Annotated in this window: 23 protein-coding genes and 1 pseudogene; 9 read left to right on the plus strand and 15 right to left on the minus strand. The window is 63.7% G+C overall.

Annotated elements, in window-relative coordinates:
* Positions 1 to 71: 71 nt before the first annotated feature.
* The 4 genes from ACJH6J_RS28630 to ACJH6J_RS28645 all read right to left on the minus strand — a co-directional run bounded on the left by ACJH6J_RS28630 (position 72) and on the right by ACJH6J_RS28645 (position 1,763).
* Entirely contained in the window at positions 72 to 428 is a 357-nt protein-coding gene (locus ACJH6J_RS28630; protein ID WP_406804890.1) for a hypothetical protein, read from the minus strand.
* 197 nt (positions 429 to 625) lie between these two features.
* The gene (locus ACJH6J_RS28635) at positions 626 to 928 is read right to left on the minus strand and encodes a hypothetical protein (RefSeq protein WP_406804891.1); all 303 of its coding nucleotides are present in this window, start codon (positions 926 to 928) and stop codon (positions 626 to 628) included.
* 458 nt (positions 929 to 1,386) lie between these two features.
* Positions 1,387 to 1,635, minus strand: a complete 249-nt coding sequence (locus ACJH6J_RS28640; RefSeq protein WP_406804892.1) for an antitoxin VbhA family protein — start codon at positions 1,633 to 1,635, stop codon at positions 1,387 to 1,389.
* The gene (locus ACJH6J_RS28645) at positions 1,632 to 1,763 is read right to left on the minus strand and encodes a hypothetical protein (RefSeq protein WP_406804893.1); all 132 of its coding nucleotides are present in this window, start codon (positions 1,761 to 1,763) and stop codon (positions 1,632 to 1,634) included. The genes ACJH6J_RS28640 and ACJH6J_RS28645 overlap by 4 nt, the downstream gene beginning before the upstream one ends.
* Positions 1,764 to 2,201: 438 nt before the next feature.
* Here ACJH6J_RS28645 and ACJH6J_RS28650 point away from each other — a divergent pair, with 438 nt between their 5' ends.
* A complete protein-coding gene (locus ACJH6J_RS28650) occupies positions 2,202 to 2,480 on the plus strand; it encodes a hypothetical protein (protein ID WP_406804894.1) in 279 nt (92 codons plus the stop codon).
* Between the two features lie 292 nt (positions 2,481 to 2,772).
* On the opposite strand, the gene ACJH6J_RS28655 is transcribed toward ACJH6J_RS28650, so the two are convergent.
* On the minus strand, positions 2,773 to 2,931 hold the full coding sequence (locus ACJH6J_RS28655; protein WP_406804909.1) for a hypothetical protein: 159 nt from the start codon (positions 2,929 to 2,931) through the stop codon (positions 2,773 to 2,775).
* On the opposite strand from ACJH6J_RS28655, the gene ACJH6J_RS28660 reads away from it, so the two are divergent.
* Entirely contained in the window at positions 2,893 to 3,267 is a 375-nt protein-coding gene (locus ACJH6J_RS28660; protein WP_406804907.1) for a relaxase domain-containing protein, read from the plus strand. The genes ACJH6J_RS28655 and ACJH6J_RS28660 overlap by 39 nt on opposite strands.
* A 26-nt stretch (positions 3,268 to 3,293) precedes the next feature.
* On the opposite strand, the gene ACJH6J_RS28665 is transcribed toward ACJH6J_RS28660, so the two are convergent.
* From ACJH6J_RS28665 to ACJH6J_RS28675, 3 genes are all read right to left on the minus strand, one after another.
* Entirely contained in the window at positions 3,294 to 3,539 is a 246-nt protein-coding gene (locus ACJH6J_RS28665) for a hypothetical protein (protein ID WP_406804895.1), read from the minus strand.
* A gap of 500 nt (positions 3,540 to 4,039) precedes the next feature.
* Positions 4,040 to 4,750, minus strand: a complete 711-nt coding sequence (locus tag ACJH6J_RS28670) for a hypothetical protein (RefSeq protein WP_406804896.1) — start codon at positions 4,748 to 4,750, stop codon at positions 4,040 to 4,042.
* Positions 4,751 to 4,821: 71 nt separating this feature from the next.
* Positions 4,822 to 5,832: a hypothetical protein gene (locus ACJH6J_RS28675; RefSeq protein ID WP_406804897.1), complete on the minus strand. Its 1,011-nt coding sequence runs from the start codon at positions 5,830 to 5,832 to the stop codon at positions 4,822 to 4,824.
* A 2,785-nt stretch (positions 5,833 to 8,617) separates the two neighbouring features.
* On the opposite strand from ACJH6J_RS28675, the pseudogene ACJH6J_RS28680 reads away from it, so the two are divergent.
* A pseudogene (locus tag ACJH6J_RS28680) lies at positions 8,618 to 9,727 on the plus strand (IS256 family transposase); the annotation flags it as partial.
* Here ACJH6J_RS28680 and ACJH6J_RS28685 read toward each other — a convergent pair.
* Positions 9,696 to 9,971 (minus strand): DUF6933 domain-containing protein, encoded by a 276-nt coding sequence (locus ACJH6J_RS28685; protein WP_406804908.1) that lies wholly within the window; start codon positions 9,969 to 9,971, stop codon positions 9,696 to 9,698. The pseudogene ACJH6J_RS28680 and the gene ACJH6J_RS28685 sit on opposite strands and share 32 nt — an antisense overlap.
* Before the next feature lie 162 nt (positions 9,972 to 10,133).
* On the opposite strand from ACJH6J_RS28685, the gene ACJH6J_RS28690 reads away from it, so the two are divergent.
* Positions 10,134 to 10,535: a hypothetical protein gene (locus ACJH6J_RS28690; protein ID WP_019348132.1), complete on the plus strand. Its 402-nt coding sequence runs from the start codon at positions 10,134 to 10,136 to the stop codon at positions 10,533 to 10,535.
* A gap of 111 nt (positions 10,536 to 10,646) precedes the next feature.
* On the opposite strand, the gene ACJH6J_RS28695 is transcribed toward ACJH6J_RS28690, so the two are convergent.
* Positions 10,647 to 11,144 (minus strand): hypothetical protein, encoded by a 498-nt coding sequence (locus tag ACJH6J_RS28695; RefSeq protein ID WP_406804898.1) that lies wholly within the window; start codon positions 11,142 to 11,144, stop codon positions 10,647 to 10,649.
* Positions 11,145 to 11,409: 265 nt separating this feature from the next.
* On the opposite strand from ACJH6J_RS28695, the gene ACJH6J_RS28700 reads away from it, so the two are divergent.
* Positions 11,410 to 11,985 (plus strand): recombinase family protein, encoded by a 576-nt coding sequence (locus ACJH6J_RS28700; RefSeq protein ID WP_406804899.1) that lies wholly within the window; start codon positions 11,410 to 11,412, stop codon positions 11,983 to 11,985.
* A 403-nt stretch (positions 11,986 to 12,388) separates the two neighbouring features.
* On the plus strand, positions 12,389 to 12,580 hold the full coding sequence (locus ACJH6J_RS28705) for a hypothetical protein (RefSeq protein WP_212815293.1): 192 nt from the start codon (positions 12,389 to 12,391) through the stop codon (positions 12,578 to 12,580).
* A gap of 240 nt (positions 12,581 to 12,820) precedes the next feature.
* On the opposite strand, the gene ACJH6J_RS28710 is transcribed toward ACJH6J_RS28705, so the two are convergent.
* The 3 genes from ACJH6J_RS28710 to ACJH6J_RS28720 all read right to left on the minus strand — a co-directional run bounded on the left by ACJH6J_RS28710 (position 12,821) and on the right by ACJH6J_RS28720 (position 14,612).
* Positions 12,821 to 13,588, minus strand: coding sequence for a hypothetical protein (locus ACJH6J_RS28710; protein ID WP_212815294.1), 768 nt, complete (start codon positions 13,586 to 13,588; stop codon positions 12,821 to 12,823).
* A 222-nt stretch (positions 13,589 to 13,810) separates the two neighbouring features.
* Positions 13,811 to 14,038 (minus strand): hypothetical protein, encoded by a 228-nt coding sequence (locus tag ACJH6J_RS28715; RefSeq protein WP_406804900.1) that lies wholly within the window; start codon positions 14,036 to 14,038, stop codon positions 13,811 to 13,813.
* Positions 14,031 to 14,612 carry an AAA family ATPase gene (locus ACJH6J_RS28720; protein ID WP_406804901.1) on the minus strand — a complete coding sequence of 194 codons (582 nt, stop codon included), beginning with the start codon at positions 14,610 to 14,612 and terminating at the stop codon, positions 14,031 to 14,033. The genes ACJH6J_RS28715 and ACJH6J_RS28720 overlap by 8 nt, the downstream gene beginning before the upstream one ends.
* 451 nt (positions 14,613 to 15,063) lie before the next feature.
* Here ACJH6J_RS28720 and ACJH6J_RS28725 point away from each other — a divergent pair, with 451 nt between their 5' ends.
* The gene (locus ACJH6J_RS28725; protein WP_406804902.1) at positions 15,064 to 15,327 is read left to right on the plus strand and encodes a hypothetical protein; all 264 of its coding nucleotides are present in this window, start codon (positions 15,064 to 15,066) and stop codon (positions 15,325 to 15,327) included.
* 20 nt (positions 15,328 to 15,347) lie between these two features.
* Here ACJH6J_RS28725 and ACJH6J_RS28730 read toward each other — a convergent pair whose 3' ends face one another.
* Positions 15,348 to 15,593 carry a LuxR family transcriptional regulator gene (locus tag ACJH6J_RS28730; RefSeq protein ID WP_406804903.1) on the minus strand — a complete coding sequence of 82 codons (246 nt, stop codon included), beginning with the start codon at positions 15,591 to 15,593 and terminating at the stop codon, positions 15,348 to 15,350.
* A gap of 121 nt (positions 15,594 to 15,714) precedes the next feature.
* On the opposite strand from ACJH6J_RS28730, the gene ACJH6J_RS28735 reads away from it, so the two are divergent.
* Positions 15,715 to 16,260, plus strand: a complete 546-nt coding sequence (locus ACJH6J_RS28735) for a hypothetical protein (protein WP_406804904.1) — start codon at positions 15,715 to 15,717, stop codon at positions 16,258 to 16,260.
* A gap of 66 nt (positions 16,261 to 16,326) precedes the next feature.
* Positions 16,327 to 16,746 carry a hypothetical protein gene (locus tag ACJH6J_RS28740; RefSeq protein WP_406804905.1) on the plus strand — a complete coding sequence of 140 codons (420 nt, stop codon included), beginning with the start codon at positions 16,327 to 16,329 and terminating at the stop codon, positions 16,744 to 16,746.
* A 1,284-nt stretch (positions 16,747 to 18,030) separates the two neighbouring features.
* Here the strand turns inward: ACJH6J_RS28740 and ACJH6J_RS28745 are convergent.
* On the minus strand, positions 18,031 to 18,271 hold a 241-nt coding region (locus tag ACJH6J_RS28745; protein WP_406804906.1), incomplete at its 5' end, for a hypothetical protein.

Below are 18,271 nucleotides of genomic sequence, written 5' to 3' on the forward strand. Positions count from 1 at the left end.
TCATCGCCACTGTCCGTGCCGCCACACCCGCCGGACACCACAGAAGCCCTATGGCGATGAACAGAAAGACGTCAGCTGTAGATAGAGGGGTCAAGGCATCCGATGAGGACGAGAAGGTTGATGACGGCGATGATCGCCGCCACCGCAGCCGCCATGTCGTACGGTGTGACGACGGCGTGGCCGTGGTCGTGGCAGCGCCGCAGGAACCCGGCCCGTGGGCGTCGGCAACGGGCTGTGCCGTCATTGATCCACGCTGAACACTGGTATGTCCACCGTGCGGCCAGCACAGCTGGCACGCCGATCGCGAGCATTCCGAAGATCGCGAGCCAGAGGTGGTCGCGGACGATCTGCGCCAGCACGATCCACACGATGAAGTCCGCGCCGGCCGCCCCGCCGGTTTGGCGCGCCTTCCGGTCGGCCGTTGTCACTGTCTTAGTGACGCGCGGCGTGCGGGGTGTAGCGGCATACGTGGGTGACGCAGCGCGAACAGACCGCGCCGTCGGTACACCGTGCACAGGGCACGCTGCCCTGGCCGCAGGGCTGTGGTGTCCCCGGCGCGGTGCTGTGCACTTGGGCATAGTCCGAATGCTAAGTGGGCTGACCGACAACACCCGCCGGTCAGCACTCAATGGCGCCAGCGGCTGGCGGCCTGCTCCGCAACTGACTGCACCGCTGCCCCAGCCTTCAGCGCATCACGCGGTGTTCTGCCGTTGAGCTGGTCATTGGGTGTGCTCAACCACAACGCCACCTGCCAGCGATCCTGCGTGCCCGACGCTAGCGCGGTCAACACCTGCTCCAGACCAGCCACCGCGGTGCCGTCTGGATTGAACTGGAACATCGGAAACACCAACCGATCCTCGGTCGTCGGGCACGCCAGCAGCCGGTGGCTTTGTGCCCGCCGCCGCACGGTTTGCGTGGTCAGCCGCATACGTCGGGCAGCTCCGTTCGCGTCGTAGAACGGACCGACCGCTTCGTCAAATGACCCGGGCACGGTCACATCGAGGTCGGCTCTGGTGCGGTCATCTGTTCAGTATCGCTACGACCCCGGGTGGGGCGAACACCCATGCTCTGGAGCTACGGACTTTTAATCCGCAGGTGTGCCCTGCCGAGCACACGCAGTCGGGGCCAGGCCACGGTCGGCGGGCGCCACAACTCCACCGTCACGTCGTACACGCGATGTGCGTTCACAACCTCTGAGTGGGCAGCGCTTGCGGCCGGTCCTCGAATGGCGGTGCTCGCCAGCTGATCGGACAGTTCAGCGGCCATCCGATCCAGCCGCGCCGTCTCGTCGATCAAGATGCCATTGCCGCCCACCGCGCATCTACACCGACCCCGGCTCCGTCGCCGCCGGTGTTCCCGCGCGCATAGCGCCGGACTGCTACCGGCTTACTCGGTGATCGGGTGAGCGTGGCGTACCTGAGCGAGCAGCTCGGCGCGGTACTGGTCGCCGGTGATCTTCCCGGTCGCGACATCAGCCAGGCGCGCAACCATTTTCAGGTCAGGTATGTCGCCCTCGATGACACCGCTGGCCACGGTGTCATGTACGAGTCGGCGTTCCCGCGGCGGCAGGCCCGCCAGTATTTGTTCATAGTCGGCGCGCCATGTCGGCGGCCAGGCGTCGTTGCGGGTGCTCATGCTTCACCCAAGCGCACCGTCAACGCGGCATCAGGCCCACGATCGTTGAGCGCCGCGGCGCCCCGGATGGACCGGGCAGCAGTAGCGGTCGCGACGGTGGTCATGGTGTCGATGCTAAGCGCGGTCACGCCACGTCTCTGGTGCGAACACTTGGCGGCCCGCGCCCTGGTTTTCGTCCACCGCTTCGTCATCTCAAACCCGTTCCACTGTGTGCTTGCTGATAACCACTGCCCGTCACCTGTGATCGTTCGTCGTCCCCGTGCCCCCACCATCAGCTTTCATCTCCCCGTTTTCCCACCACCACCAGGCCGTTGCCCCCTACCTTCGATTCTTCCGCTTCGCACCACACACCTCTTGCACTAAGGACACGAATCAATAACAAAACGTCCGACGTAAATTAGAATGAGCCCATGGACCACGCTGCGATGTGCCCGCGCTGCGGGGTACCTCTACCCCCGGAAGCCGCACCCAGACGCGGGCGGCGTCGGGTGTGGTGTTCGCAGGATTGCCGCCGCGCAGCCCACGCCGCACGGGCGAATGCAGAGCAGGGTGCGCAACCTGTCCGGGTGGTCGAAGTGCCCCGCAGCACTCCGGTGCTGATGAAGCCGCTCGTTGTCCCGCGTCCGATGACCAGTGGCGAAGCGGCCCAACGAGTCCTTGCCGATACCGATGCGCTGGGGCAGGTTCTTCGCGTGCTCACTGAGCGCGTCCGCGATGGGGAATTGGCCGCCGACCTCGCCCACGACGTCCGAGAACTTGCGCAGGCGATCGGTACACAGACACCGACCGTCCGGGGCGGCAGCTCTTTCCTCGATCAGTTGTTCAACGAGATGCGCTCGAGCTGAAACGAGGCTCGGGTCTGCACCAGAAGGCAGGCAAACGCCGTCGCCTGTTCTCGTCACCAACGACGCCGCCACCGAGCCGCAAACGGCGGCCTGGCCGTGGCGTACCGGGACCACAAACGGAGCCAATCCCTGCCGTGGAATACGCCGGTCGACGAAACGCTGCGCGGAAGATGCGCACCAGCATCGCCCGCGAACTGTTCGAACCGAGAACGAGCACCCCGCCCTTGATGAGTGCGAACTGACCGGCTTCATCGCCACCCAGTCACGCGATCGGACCACCTCCACCGCCCGGCTACGACATGACGTGCAGCACGGTAAAAAGCTTCTCGGTGCTGTGGGCGGTGTCCCGGCAGAGTGCGCGAAAGTCCTTGAAGGCATTCACGATCAGGCCGTCGCCGACACCATCGAGTACATCGAAAACAAGTTGCCATTCACCCGCATGGGTGCTCACGGAGTGACCCAACTCGACACCGCGAGGGCATCATCGCGGGCGGCGTTCACGCACCGCGACAGCCGCGCCGGCGACCCCGATTTGCACAGCCACGTGCCGATCAGCAACAAGGTCCGTGCGCGCGGGCACGACGGCATTTACCGCTGGCTGGCCATCGACGGCCGCCCGCTGTTCAAGGGCACTGTTGCGGCATCGGAGTTCTACAACTCACGCATCGAAACGCTCAATATCGAGCACGCCGGACTGCGGATGGCCGACCACGCCCCCGCCAAACGAGGCAACGCGTTCGGTCCGCGACATCGTCGGTATTCCCCCGGCCATCTCACTGTTCGGTAGCGAAAAACTCCTCGCTGTCCTGCTGGTCAAGGAGTCTCGCCGTAGCTATGTTCAACGGCCATCAGTGCCTTGCGGGCCTGCCGCTCAGCCAGGAGAGCCTTGACGCCGCGGGAGCGGACGTGGCCGGCAGGGACGGCCCGGTTCTCCAGCTTCGTCGATGCCGCGGTGGCGCGGGCGGCGGCCTTTTTGATGGCGGCCGTCTTCACTGGCGTCGCCTTTTTGGTGGTGACAGCCGGTGACTTGTCTGACCTCTGATGATCGGGCGGGCTCATGGCTTCACCTCCCCTTTGTGGTGACGTCGCCAACGTCCCGAGGACGGGTGTCCGAGAACGTCGCCGTCGTGGAAACCGTGTCCGAGTCGCGGGCACGCTGGCAATACAACCACATCTACGCCGAGGCACTGCGCGGTGCGCGTGGCCCAGCTGGGCCACCGACAACGACCTGGTGGAGGCGGTCACCGCCCGCCGCCGAAGTGCCCCAATACATGACCCACAGCGCCAGGGCCGGTGCACAACACTGACCACGGACACAACCACCGCACACTGAACAAGCACCCAGATAGCGTCCAACGCAGGTCAGCCATCTTGGTCCGCTGCATGGTGGCATGCAGGGCACCAACATTGGTCACATGCATTGGACCCCAGCCGGTAACTGAGGCACCGAACGCCCTTGCACCACCGACACCGGGCACCCGGTTCTCGCAGACCGCCACGACAGGCGCTTACGCCAGAACCACGAATCCGCCCACCGATTCAACAACGAGATATGGGGTCTAACGCAGCCCCGGCACCAGCCACGACATCGGCAGGGGCAGCACTTCCATCCTGTTCAGCCGGGCCAACTCGTCATCCCGGTCATTGACCATGCGCCACCGCCGGACCCGCACCGCGTGATTGCCACGCCAATCAACCTCGTCGCCACCACCGGCCAGGCCCATGTCAAACCGCAAGGCGATACGGTCCAGAATCTGCCGCAGCACCTGCGCGCGGAAACTGTCGCCACGTGGCACGCTGCCGTCGAGACAGCCGGTCGCCCACGGCCCCTCATGCCGATCCAGAACCGACTCCCACTGATCCACCGAAGCATCAACAAGATTGAAGCCCGCCCAGCGTGACACCGCGCGTGGGTCGAGCATCTCCGCGGCCCGCTGGCTCATCAGTGTGTCGGCATGCCACGCACCTAACGCCATTCTCCAACCCGCCGGCCGCCCGGACGCGGCCGCATCCGCGAGTGCTTGCGGCTCCCACATTCGCGGTTCCATGCCGCCGATCTGCATCCACAACGTGATCTCACGTGACCGGTTCTTCGCCAGTGCGTCGTTGAGACCTTGTTCCCGCCAGTTCGCCGCCAGGAATCCGCGCAGCGCCGACCCCGCGGCGGACTCGATTAGAGCCAAGCGGTGGATATCGTCGTAGATCGCTTCCTGCGCTGCCCCGCGTGCCTTCCAATAGGCCCGCCAACTGGGGCCGGTGAACGCCGCCACATCGGCGTCGTCCCAACAGGCAGGTAAAGCGGGTAGCCCACCTGGTCCAACAGGATTCGCGTCAAATGCGTTCACGAGTGGCCACCGGCTCGCAGCTGCTGCTCCAGAGCGCCGATCTCTGCGACCACCACCGCGCCGAAACCGGCGTGGATGCCGCAGTAAACCACGTCCGCTAGTGGCGGCGGCGAGAACTTCCAGCACCGCACCAGCTCCACGATCTGGCCCATCCGAAAGTATTTCCGGTACACATGGGCCATGTCGTGGTTGAGCTTCGATCCGTCGAAGTCCTGCGGCGCGTGAGTCTCTGGCCACTCCAGTACCCCGTTGTGACGTTTGCGCACCAGGCTGTCGTACAGCGCCCAGCCCACGTCGTCAGCGTTCCCTCGGTACACCGATTGCAGCACCGCAGTCTCATCGGTGGTCACTAGTTTGTCGCCGGAGGCATCGGGTTCGGCGTGCGCGGCGTTGATGACCGCGGCGGTCACGTTCGCTGTCGCTCGAACCGCGACCTCGGGGCCGATCTTTTCGAAATTCGTAACCCGATGGGCCAAGCCAGGATCGAACGCCGCCAACCGGTGCTGGTGTCCGCCGTCAAGGCGTGGAGCCTCGCGGGCCAATGCTAGAGCGTCCCGATGCTGCAGTGCCAGGAAATCCTGCACACCCTCGGGCGCCTCCGCGAAGGTTTCCGTGGTCACCATCGCTGAAAGCTGCGCTCCCCCAGTCTTTTTGCGGAACAGCTCGAAATGATCCACCAGAATCTTCGACGGCTTCTGGCAGCCCATCCACCGCGTCGCCCACCCGAACGGCAGTACCGGATCAACTACGGCCAGCCGAGCTGTCGTCGGCAGCACCACAGTCGGCGGCACATACCCACCCCCGCCTGATCCGGTCGCGATGACGATCTGTGACCCCACAGGGGTTTTCATCACGCTCACCGCCCAGACGATCAGCGATGGCCAGTTCTCGCAGGCCCGAACCAAACCACCAAGTACCCTCTGCGCCAACAACAAATCAGGATTGACCTCAGTGCCAGCGGAAACCAGGCCGGACGCGGCACCAGCAGAGCCGTGCCCGGCCGCCATCACCGGCCCAGCAGCCGGACCACCGCCGCCGCCCGAACTATTCGCACCAGCGCTAGCCGGAGACGTCGGAGCCGACGGCGCAGCAGGAGTCGCACCACCCGCACCAGCGCCCGGAGCACTGTAAGGGGCCATCGGTCCACCAGCCATCGCGCCGCCAGGCGGCATCATTCCGCCACCACCCACCGGCGCCCCGCCCGAGCCACCCTGAGCGGCACCACCGCCCACGTCCCCGCCCGCAGGGCCACCACCCATCGGCACCCCCGCAGGAGTACTGCCCACCTGAGGTACCGCGCCGGCCGGTGGCTGCGCGGCATAAGCCGCCGCCGCCTGCTGCTGCTGCGAAATAGACTGCGACACAGGCGAAACCGGAGCAGCACTACCGCCACCGGTCGCGCTCATCCCAGAAGCCAACCCACTCTGGAAACTCGACCCCGCGTTAGACAACGGCGACGCAGACGCCGGCGACGTAGAAGCACCGCCAGGCATACCGCCCCCGCTGGGCATACCACCCGGCATTCCCCCACTACCAGGCATGCCGCCGCCCGGGGAACCCAGTCCTGAAGGCGGCTTCATGCTCGACCCAAGCCCGGACATGCCCGAGCCCAAGCCACCACCGCCCGATCCACCACCGCGACCACCACCGGAGCCGCTAGGCGGCGGGGGCACACCCATCATCGAGGCGGCAGGACTACTGGGTGGCTCAGACTCCTTACCGTGCCCGGTGAAAGTTTTGGCTACTGAGCTGTCCGTTCCCGAATCGTCGGCCGCGGGAGATGCTGGGTCGTCTGATTGTTTGTCGTGACTGGGTGCGGTGTGCGCCGTCGTACCCGAAGCCCCTTTTTCGTCGGTCTTCTTGTCTTTCGGAACGTCGGTCTGTTTGTCGTGACCTGCGCTCTTGGTTTGCCCGTCCAGCTGGGGGCTCTCGGGCAACGGTGCGGTGAAATTGACAGCTGTGACGTGTCCAGTTGCTGTGGCGCCATGTTCGACGACCATCTCATCAGCCTCCGCGAGGGATGACGTCAAAATCGCTTCCGCGCCAACCGCATCCCCACGCATGAGTGCACGATTGTAGCCAGGTTCTTTGTCTTCGATGAGCAGGTCCAGATGCCGGTTCAGACCCCGCAATGTGTCTGCAGCATTGGTCAATGCGGTGGAGGACTCCTCATACATATCGGAGTGCCGCCCCCACATTCGGACGTTGGAGTCGTGCGCTCCGAGTTGAGCCGCGCCCGCGTCGCCTATAAGCGCATCAGCCAACCGCGGGCGGTGAAAATCCATCGATCGATCAACGGCGGAGCGTAGCTCGGTGCACTGTTCCCGATGTGCTTCGGCCAGAGCCTCTAAAACCTCCGGCTTGGCCCAGCGACCTGCCTTAATTGCGGCGGCAAACGCACTCTCGGATGTCGAATCCATGGCGTCTCACCCTTTGTATCCGTGGCACAAGGCCCATACGCGATCGTCGGTGGCATTCGCCGTGGCGGCGGTCCAACCGTTCGGGAGCTGTACCGCGCCTTGGGGCGGTTCGTGGCTGAGCAATGCAGCATGATCACGGAAAAGGCGCAGTGATGCGATGACCGCTGCCCGGACTTCTGGGTCCGCCGAGCGGTTGTCGTTCACCGCGTCCGCGATGTAATTCGTTGCTGGCACAACGTCTGCCGCAGTGGTTTGCGGCGTCGGAAGCGCCGCGTAGCCCGCAGCGAACCGCGTACATAGATCGATTGTCTCAGCTCGTACTTCATCAGGTGCCGCCGTCGACGTTGTTGGCCCGTTTGTTGTTGGTGCAGAGGATGATTGTCCAGTATTTCCTGTCAAGCGTGTTCCAGTGAACACTCCGACAGCCCCAGCGACCAGCACGCTGACGACCAGCGCCGCGATCGTCGCCCGCTGCGCCGTCGAGCGTGGCGCTGGTGGTGCGGTGTATTGCTCAGCCGGTGGGGAATACCCAGGTAAAGGAGTCTGCTGCCAGGACGATCCCACTTCAGACCGCCCCTACCGTGCTGATGTGGGCGGCGCCATCATCATCGGCCGCGGTCAAGTTCGTGGTGGTGCTGACTGTAGCGTTGTGCAGTGCCGACGCTTTCGCTCCCCGGGCAGTGCCCAATGCGGCATGTACTCCTGGCCAATGGGCTATGGCCGCCATAACCTCGGCAGTTGCCGCGTCAGTGACGTCCGCGGGCGCGGCTGGAACGACAGCAGTCTTGGGTACATCGGCCGTCCAGGCCGCCATAGCGGCCGGCAATGCCTCAGGATCGATGTGAACGATCGCACCCATAGCTACTCCCTGCTTTATTGACTGTTTACGTATTGCGTTAGTTGCTTCTTTTGTTCACGTGTTGTGCTTCATTTCCCAATGCGCACAACCGCTTTCGATAAATCGTACCGCCGGGCAGTGACACAAATCGCTGATCTAAACATGGGGCGTAGGTGCGCGCAGCGGAACGAATTCCCGCCGGTCCCGCGTCTTTCGTCAGCGGATGCGCTTAATCCGTTGCCTCGTCCGGTGATTCAAGAGCAATCTTGCGGTCCAGGTTGGTAATCCGGGCATGTTCGGCCTCGATCTTGCGCCGCTGCCTATGAGTGAGCCAGAGCCCGAAAAGGGCTGCCACCGCAATGTAGGACAAAAAACTGATCCCGAACGCCCATCCACCATGGGCTCGCAGCGGCATCTCCGAATACGTTTTGTCACCCGTAGCAGCTGGTCGTGTCCGGGACGCGGTGTAAATACGGAGCACGGGCGTAGGTTCCGCTTCACGACCTGCAAGTCTGCGAAGAAGGAGTCACGCCCGTGCCTGTTCGAGTATCAGCCGTCGATCGCATCCGCACCAGAATCGATGCCCTATTTGCCGAGGATCGGGAGCTTTCGGAGATCCTTGAAGAGGTTGCCCGGCTGGGCGCTCAACTGTTGATGCAGGCGGCCCTGGAGGCTGAGGTCACCGAGTTCCTCGGTCGCGAACGCTACCAACGCGCTGCTGCCTGTCCCGACGCTAACGGCGGCTCGCGCAACGGGTATCGACAGGTGACGGTGAAAACCACCACTGGGCCGGTTACGTTGGAGCGGCCGAAGCTGCGTGGCACCACCGCAGCGTTTGCGTCGCGGTTGTTCGGCAAGCACGTGACGAGAACCAACGCCTTGGAGACGCTGGTGATTGCCTCGTTCGTACGCGGGTTATCGGTGCGCGACGTGCAGGCCACCCTCGCCGAAACACTTGGCGACCAGGCCGCGATCTCCAAATCCACGGTCTCGGAAGTGTGCAAGGCGATCCGAGCCGAATACCAGGCGTGGGCGCGTCGTCGACTTGACGAGATCACGCTGGATTACCTGTTCTTGGATGCCAGCTTCTTTCGGATGCATCCGGGGTCGCCGGCCGAGCCGGTGCTGGCCGCCTGGGGCATCACCACCGAGGGCAAGCCGGTGTTCGTCGGGTTGGCGCCCGGGACCGGCGAGTCGACCGACGCATGGGCCGACTTCCTGACTGATCTGGGCGATCGCGGCCTGGGTTGTCCACTGTTGGTTGTCTCTGACGGCGCCAAGGGCCTGATCGCAGCCATCGAACAAATTTTCCCAAAAGCGTTGCGGCAGAGATGTCTTATTCATCGACTCCGCAACGTGCTCGCGAAGATTCCCGCCGGGATGCAAGCCGAGGTCCGCGACGGCTACTGGGCCATCTTCGATACCGCCGATCTGACGGTTGAACCGGGGCCTGGGCTCGTTGAGATCATCGACAAGCGGATCGAGGCGTTCGCCGCCAAATACTTCGACCTCTATCCGGCGGCGATGCGCATTCTGCTCACCGACAAAGCTGGGTTGACTGCCTATCTGCGGTTCCCGGTCGAACACCATGGGCGCGTTCGACATTCGAATTTTATTGAGCGCTCCTTTGGGGAGACCAAGCGTCGGACCAAGGTCGGGTCACCAGCAGGCATTTGCGTCGGTCGATCCAGACCAGGTGGGCATACCAGTCGGTCGCGCAGGCTTGGCCGATGGCCGGCTCAGGCGCCCTCAGCAGCGCCAACACCTTGGCGGTACATCGCAGCATCACGACCCATGATCGTAGGCAGCGTCCCCGAGGATCGGTACCCAAGAACACCGCGACGTGGCGCCGGTACAGTGTGGCGACGTGTTGGTCGCCGATCTGCATCACTTCCTCGACATGCCGCACGACGCTTCCGGTCCCGCGCGCCGCCTGGCACAACACCTGGGCGACATTGTCCGGGCGGGCACCGCCGGCCAGGTCGGTGATCGGTGGGTATCGGCATTGCCGTGTCGGCGCCGCCCCGCCCACAGGCGCTGCCCCGGGCGGATGACCATCGCTATCGCCTCGGCCGAGACGGCGGCGCCGATCCGATGGTCGTGCAGCGTCTGCGACGACGAGGGGGTGATCAGCAACTGGGCAGACTCCCCATACGACCTGCGCCGCCGCCGCTCCAGCGTTGCCGGCGACCTCAAGGAGGTCATCGTCAGCGACACGACCGCCGCCGTGTTACGCGACCTGATGCTGCTTGACCCCGACTGTGAGCGACTGGTGTACGGCATGCGCGCCCACCCAAACGGCGCTGCCTTACTGACCAATGCCGACGACCTCGAAGAGCTTATCGGGTTCGTAGCCGCCGAAGCCAACCACGAACCCAACCGCCGCCGCCAAGACCGCCTCGACGCCGCGTTCAACGCACTGACCGACGCCGCCCAAACCCTCTCCAGCTGAGCATCTCTCGGCCCTACGCATCAGCCCTGGGCGCGCCAAAGCATCCGCAGCAAGCTACCGAACCCGCTCGCCGTTATCCCCAACACCACCAGCTCAAGCTGCAAGAGCCTGTCACTTGAGTTCCCCAGCCCGTATGCTCACCCACGAAGCTGCGAACCGACCGGTGCTTTTACACCCACTTTCGGACGCGACCGTAGCAGCTGCCGCTGCCGACATGATCAATGCGGTGAATAGCGGCGCAACCAGGAAGGCCACCGACCCGTAACCCGCCGCGACTACCCATGGCGGCGCAAACCGCCGTGGAACGGCCAGACCCAGCAAGCGCCGGCGACGTCGGTCTGCCTGTCGGTCCAGGTAGCCGACAACCTTGGCGGCGAGCCCGAGCAGCGTCGCAGCCAAGGCGCCGATGCTGAGTACCGCCATGCCGCTGTGATGGGTCAGCATTGCGAACAAAACAGCCCCGGAGAAGGCTGTGGCTGTGGCCGCACCCACTGAGTCATCGAGGGTCTGAGCCAGGCTGCGGTCGTCCGCTTTCCGCCATGCCAGGACCAGCGAACGGATCGAGAACACAATGATCGCGACGGCACCAATACTGATGAATGTCTGCATGAACTCAGTGTCGGATGTCGGTACGACACGAATCGACGGTCATTTCAAAGGAAATATCGGGGAGCGCTCACCAATGGCTGCGGTTACCGCCGGAAACACCGTTAACGAGCAGCTTGACACCAAGCTGTCTCGTTTCTAAAGAACCGAGACAGGTCGCCTGGTCTCCGCTCCCCCATCTATCGGCCCAGGTCGCGGTGTCTCATTTCTTGTCTCACACCGCGTGTCTCGAATCCCCGCTGTCGGTGGATGGTGAGACAGTGCCGATATGGCAGTGATCTTGGGTTATGCCCGCGTCAGCACCATCGGCCAGGATCTCGAAACGCAGCTGGCCACTTTGGCGGCCGCCGGCGTCGACGGGGACCGGGTCTACACCGACAAACTCTCCGGTGCCGCCAACACCGCACGTCCCGGCCTGGCCGCCCTGCTGGACTATGCCCGTGACGACGACACCGTCGTGGTCACCGCGATCGACCGACTCGGCCGTTCAGCTGCCGAAGTCACCCGGACCATCGCCGATCTTGGACAGCGCCGAATCCTGTTGCGCGCCATACGTGAAGGCATCGACACCAACACCCCGACAGGCAGGGCGGTGGCTGCCATCATGGCCACCCTCGCTGAGCTCGAGCTCGAGCTAGGGAAAGAGCGGCGCGCCGCATCGCGCGAGTCCCGCCGCGCCCGCCAGTTGCCGGCCACTAAACCTCACAAGCTCAGCCTGGAACGCCAAGAGCAGCTGCGTCGCCTGGCCGCCACCGGCGAACCTGTCGGCGAGCTCGCCGCCGCCTTCGGCATCGGCCGTGCCACGGCGTATCGCTATATCGCTCAGAACGCTACGCAGACGTAATGACGTATACACGTCATTACGTCTGCAAGTTGGGTCGGCTCGCTATCTCGCTGCGGCAGAACAGTTTTCGCGCCGTGCCGCGTGCCAATTGACTATGTGAGCGATCTGTGGAACACTTTCTGCAGTTGACGGACTGCGCCCAAAAGCCGGTCCGTTTTTTCATGCCCCGGTGTAGGTCGACACGCCCGAGCTCGCTGGGAATCCCGTCTTTTGGTGTGCTCATGAGTACGCTATGGCCGGGACAAAGTTGTGTCCAAAGCTATGTCCCCAGCCGGTTTATCCGGCTTTTTTTATGCCCAAAACCGGATTCGCCGGATGGGCTCACCGGGTGCCTTCGCCCTGCTCACGCCCACTTTTGAGTATTTGGCGTGGCACCCATCTGCCTCAAAACAAGGAGGTAATCATGTCCGCTGTTACGGACAACGCATGGCAAGTGGTGCTGGTGGTGGTGCTTGTGGCACTGCTGCTGTTCGCGCCACTGGTCTACGCTGCCGTCCTCGGCGCGCGCGACGAACCGACGCAACGCCTCGTGGCGTTTGTTCGGGCCCTCGCCGCGCTCGTCGAGGCCTTCCGCACCGGTGGCCCGCGTTCGTGACCGGCACTCCCCCGTCGATAGAGGAACTCTGATGACGTAGGCCCTGTTGGGGACGCCGATCGACTATCGGGTCCCGATCGAGCCGCAAGACTTCTTGCCTCGCAGTCGAGCAACGCGCTCGACGCGCGAGGCTTTTTTGTGCCCAAAAGCGGTGCACGAAAGGCATATCAGTAGACGTAATGACGTATATACGTCATTACGTCTGACGTCTATACGTCATTACGTTGTGGTGCAAACCTCCTATGGACCGGTTCTCGGGCGCTGTGCCAGCACTGTGCGGACCTGACTCCGGCCCTCGACCCAATCGTGCAGGTCATGACTGATCGAGTTCAACAGCGGCAACAGAACCCGGTCATGCAGGTGTTTCACGTCCACATAGAGCAGCGAGTCCATGTGTGAAACACGGTTCCGCAGTTTGCGTAGGTCACGCACCTTGTTGCCCGTGCCGTATCCGCGAGGGTCGTGTTTGACGTTGGGAAATCCCGAATGCAGGCAGTTGCGCCACAGGTCGCGTCGAGCTTGCAGGTTCACCTGGTTTTGGACGGGGTTTCCGTTCGGATCTACCCAGCTCGCGTCGAACTTCTCCGGAAGTAGGCTGGCCCAGGCCCCGAACATCACATGCGCCACCAGATCGTCATGGGTGATCGCATCCCCATGGCGTGGGTGGTTCGCCGGCCGGGACCGCCGCGATTGGTCCGCCGCCTTATACAGCTTGTGGCGTGTCGTGGTGAATACCCCGGGTGCTGACAGATGCGGAATGTGGGCGATGTGGTTGATCCAGTCCGGGTCGCTCACATGCTGCTGTGCCCAGGCGGATAGCTGCGTGTCGATCGCGTGCCGTACCGCAACCTCGACAATTCCGAGCGGGTCCTGCAAGGCTGCGGCCAGCTCGATATTCCACTCGTACAGCGCCAGCGCATCGGCATCCTGACCGCCGGCCACCACCCGGTAATGCGCCAACCGCGATGCATGCAGGCACTTGAAAATCTCCGCCGGGACCACAGTCATAACCGGTCACTGTGCCAGACAAACAAGGAAGCCCCCCTCAGAGAGGGAGGCTTCTTCACGAACAGCCGGGATCGAGCCGACTGCATCTGCACTGAACTATACATCACCAGCGCATACCTGCATATTCCATCGGTATGCGCATCAGGCATACCCACGTATCCATTCGGTATGCGAACACAGTGACTTCGATATACGTCATTACGTTGTAACGTATATACGTCTTTACGTTCTGGTGTTCTTCGCCAACCACTGATCGGCCAGGTCAGTAAGGATTTTGCTCATACTCGTATCTTGATCCAGCGCGGCTTGCTTCAACCGGCGAACGGTCGCACGCGGTAGATAGACGGTGGCACGCTGCATATCGTCAGTGGGGGAGCGGAACGCCTCAGCGGCCCGCTTGGCCGGCTCGGTCTTGACCCGCGCGGCCATCTTCGAAGTCAGATCAGACATGAACCAGCGCCTCCATCAATTCGTTCAGCACGTCGTCGTACCCGTACAAGTGGTCAGGTGTCGACCCGAACGCCCGGCGCATGGCCTCCCGGCGAACGATCCGAGTCGCGATCACTGGCACACCCTCGCCTTCCAACAGGGTCTTGACCTCATCGGCCAGGCGGGTGCGCAGGTCCACGCCGGTCAGCAGGACCGCTGTCGGCCGGTGCGCGGTGATTTCCAGCGTCGGCCACACACGCCGCACGTCCAACGGCGAGGCCCCCGTGGGCACCACGACGAGATCGGCGATCTCGATCGCTTCCTGAATCACCTGGGCCGTACCAGGCGGAGTGTCGACAATCGACAACTCCCGACCCCCGCCCACATCCAAAGGGCGCCGCGCCGGCACGACCGGGAACGGAAACGGGTCACCGCTGGATTCGGCGGTAACCGCCCAGTCCAGTGCTGATTGCTGCGGGTCGGCATCAAAAAGCGTGACATCGAGGCCGCGGCGTTGCGCGGCTGTGGCGAGATACACCCCCGATGTCGTCTTCATAACGCCACCCTTGGTGTGCACCAAAGAAATCGTAGGCATGCCGCCGACTATACGTCCCAACGTAATGACGTATATACATCAACACGCCATTACGTCATTACGTCACACCAGGTCAAACCGCATTTCTCCACATCGTGATCAGACCGTGACCACATGACTTGTCGGCATTTGGCCGAAAAACCCTGCATTAAAGGGTGTGAACACTTCGATCCCGACCGCCACCTGCCGACAAAGTCGCCAACACTTCGCGACGGGATCGTGCACCGCCCAGGCATATACCTCCCAGTCAGCACCAAAGAGCTACGAACCGTCCCCGTGACGGAAATCAGCTTGGGTGCCGGTACTCCCTCGGTAGGACCTCAGCACGACGAGAAAGGCACGTCCCGATGCCATGTCAAACGACCTATCTCTGGCCGGAAAAGGAGAACGGCATCGATGCGAGCCGATCCCGGGGCACCCTCCCGAACATCGCGCGGAAAAGGCGGAGGTCATGAACGAGTTGGTTTGGATAGTGGCGATCGTGGCACTGTTCGGCGTTGTCGTCGTCATCAGCATGTGCGTCCTGGCTGACCGACTCTCCAGGCGGCCCGACACCACGGTGACCATCGTCGACACCGGCCGCGCCATCGGCGCGATCGTCGGCGCGGCCTTCGACGCAGTCGGCACTACGATCGGATCGCTCTCCATGTCCAACAGGGAAGCCCCAAGGCTGCCGAACAACCCCGAGACGGGGTGCAAGTCACGTGACCACTAAAGATCACTCACTTGCAACGGTCAGATGGAGCTTCCTGTTGGTGGCCGGGGAGGGGTCGCCTTGCGTTCCTTGTACTTCAAAAACCCATCGACCGCCTGCCTGGTCACGCCAAGCTGAGCGGCAATCCACGTTGTTCCCCGTCCATGTTCGACCAGCCAGCCCGCAGCTCGCCGCCGGCGTTCTCGCGTATCTGCGAGTTCAGCAGTGAGTCGTTCTAGGTCAGCGTGCGCGCGCACCAGCTCGGCCAGCACGTCACCCTCGTCCACATCGTCATTTCATCACGGAATCCGAACAGCTCCCTCTATTTGACGCAAGGCTATCTTGACGAGAGCTCCGGCCGTCCCTACTGTCAAGACAGTCTTGCGTATATCGGACGGGGGAATCGAAATGAGTCTCATCGCCTTTGAGGACGCCGTACGGGCGCACTTCGCCAATCCGCCGGCCACCTGGCACATTCAGCCCGACCCTGAGGGGTGGAACATCGTCGACGCACATGGCGCCGTCCTGGACACGTGCGCCACGGCGGCCCAAGCCGAACAATGCCGCCACGGCGGCCCGCCGGCTCAACGCTGGTACCGCCGCACCGACTGGTACCTGGGCTATGACACCCGCGGCCGAGCCCTAACCTCACCGGAGCGACTCATCGTGGCCGACATCGTCGACATCGTCACCGCCGCTGACTTCGCCATTCGTGGTGCCGCCAACATTCGAACCGCCCGCTTCGTCCATCAAGACGCCGGCGACGACCGCCTCTGGCTGGCCGCGCTACTGCCCAACGGTCGTTACCAAATCCGCGGCCACTACTTCGGCACCTACGCCGCCGATCAACTGGACTTCCACGACGAGCAGGCCAGCGCCGAACTCTGCGCGTTTCTTCGCGCACTCATCACCGGCACCGCAGTGTCGTCAGATTCTGCGAACACGGCGGCGTGAAAAATTTTCGCGCCACGCCGACGCCCTTTAGTCGATAACAGGTTGGTGGCTGGCAGAGTCACGCACATGGCCCAGCGCAGCACACACAAAGGCCCGCGTGCGCAAGTGATGGCACCGATGGCAGCAGTCGTGTACGCCAGCATCCAAGAGCTGGCCGAGGTCCATGCGACCACCATCACCCAGGCCGCGGGCGATCTCTTGGCGGCTAGAACCGGTCATCCCGACCTCGTGCGGGTGATCCATCAGGCTGCACTTCTCACACTCAAAGCAGCACAAGACACTTCAACGCTGACCGCTGAGGTCCGCCGCGTCAATCTCAACATTCCGCGGGCTGCGTACGACGACATCAAACATCTGGCCGCCGCGAACAGTGCGACTGCCGGCCAGGTCGCGGCGGACTTACTGGCCCTGGCCACCGGCCACCCCGACCAAATCCGTGTGCTCAACACCGCGAACAGCGTGGAGGTGTTGCCGCTGGCGATGTGAGAACTGCGCCCAGCGGAGGGAGACCACTGGGCAGACGACCACATCTGAATAGCTGGCGTACGGATGAACCCGTAAACGACGAAGGCCCCGCCTAGGGCGGGGCCGCGTCGAAATTTCAAGCCGAGTGGCGACTCGGCTCCGGGCTCTCCGTACCCATTTGCCCCGAAGGGACTTTGCTCTGGAAAGCAAGTCTCACGGTAGCGCATGCGCGTATCTGATACCAGGTAACCCGCGCGAACGATGCGCAAACCGTGACCATTCATCGTTGCGTGGGCGCGCTACTGCGTCCGCGTTCACCGCACCGGACACCCCGGTGCGTGCATACGCCGCCCAGGCGGACAGAGCTGTTCGCTGGCGTAGCTGGATCGAGCGCGCCGGCGCTGCGACTGCCACGCCTCAACGGCCGGTGTGGTCCAGCCGTGAATCCTGGCTGGACGATCTGCGCGCATGGGCGAAGTCCCGTGCGCTGGCTGCGGTGTGCACCGCTGAGCGGGTGTCGATCACCGCGACCACCCTGCTGTCGATCGCCGCGGTGATGGCCGACCACGCGGACCACGCGACCGGCCGCCACGTAGCGATTACCCGGGCCACCATCGCGGCCCGGGCCGGGTGTGCCGAGCGCACTGTTACGGCGGCCTGGCGGCTGCTGAGGGCCTCCGGATGGGCCGTGGAAGCCCAACGTGGCCACGGCTCCCCAGGCACTCCCAGTGTCGGGCGACGGCCCAGCGTGTATCACCTGGTGCCGCGTCGTCAGGCGCAGTCGACAGAGCTAAGGGGACTCGAACCCCTGACCTCACCACCGGTCACCAACAGCGCCGCTGGGTCTGTGGATAACTCGGCCGATTTCCACCTACCGCCCTTGGGCGGTGTTTGTTCTTTACCTCCCGTAGGGAGTAACTCACCAAGCGCGCAGCCGCGCGCGAAGAATTCACCATCCACCCACAAACGCCGGCGCTGGCGCGCCGAGCCTCGACCACTGCGGTTGCAGCGGTTGGCAGCTCAAGTCCTGATGCGCTGCCCAGCGTTGCGACATGGTCACCCTGGAGCGATTTGCGATGCGCTCGCCGGCGCCGGCGTTGACCCCACGGTGTGGACCGCTCACGACATCCAGGCTGCCTTGGAGACCGACATGCGCCGCACCGGCGGGACATGGCCCGACCAAGTAACCAATCCCGGCGGCTTCCTGGCCAGCCGTCTGCGCAAGCTGGGCACCTTCGCCGGACGAACACCAGAACGCACCGCGACCACTCCACAGCCAGGTCACGGTGACGCTGGAATTCGCGATCACGCGACGCCGAAAACCTCGAGTACTGCCGTGCCGGCTTTTCCTGCTGCGAGCGCCGGAACCGGGCGTGCGGAAGCTTTCGCCGAGCTCGCTGCCGCACGCCGCCGCGCGCTACTCCGACGGACGGCGGCGGCCGCCGCCGACACCGCACGACGGGACGCGCTCATCGCCACTGTCCGTGCCGCCACACCCGCCGGACACCACAGAAGCCCTATGGCGATGAACAGAAAGACGTCAGCT

Origin of the sequence: Mycobacterium sp. SMC-18 (assembly GCF_045310895.1) — a bacterium.
Taxonomy (GTDB): domain Bacteria; phylum Actinomycetota; class Actinomycetes; order Mycobacteriales; family Mycobacteriaceae; genus Mycobacterium.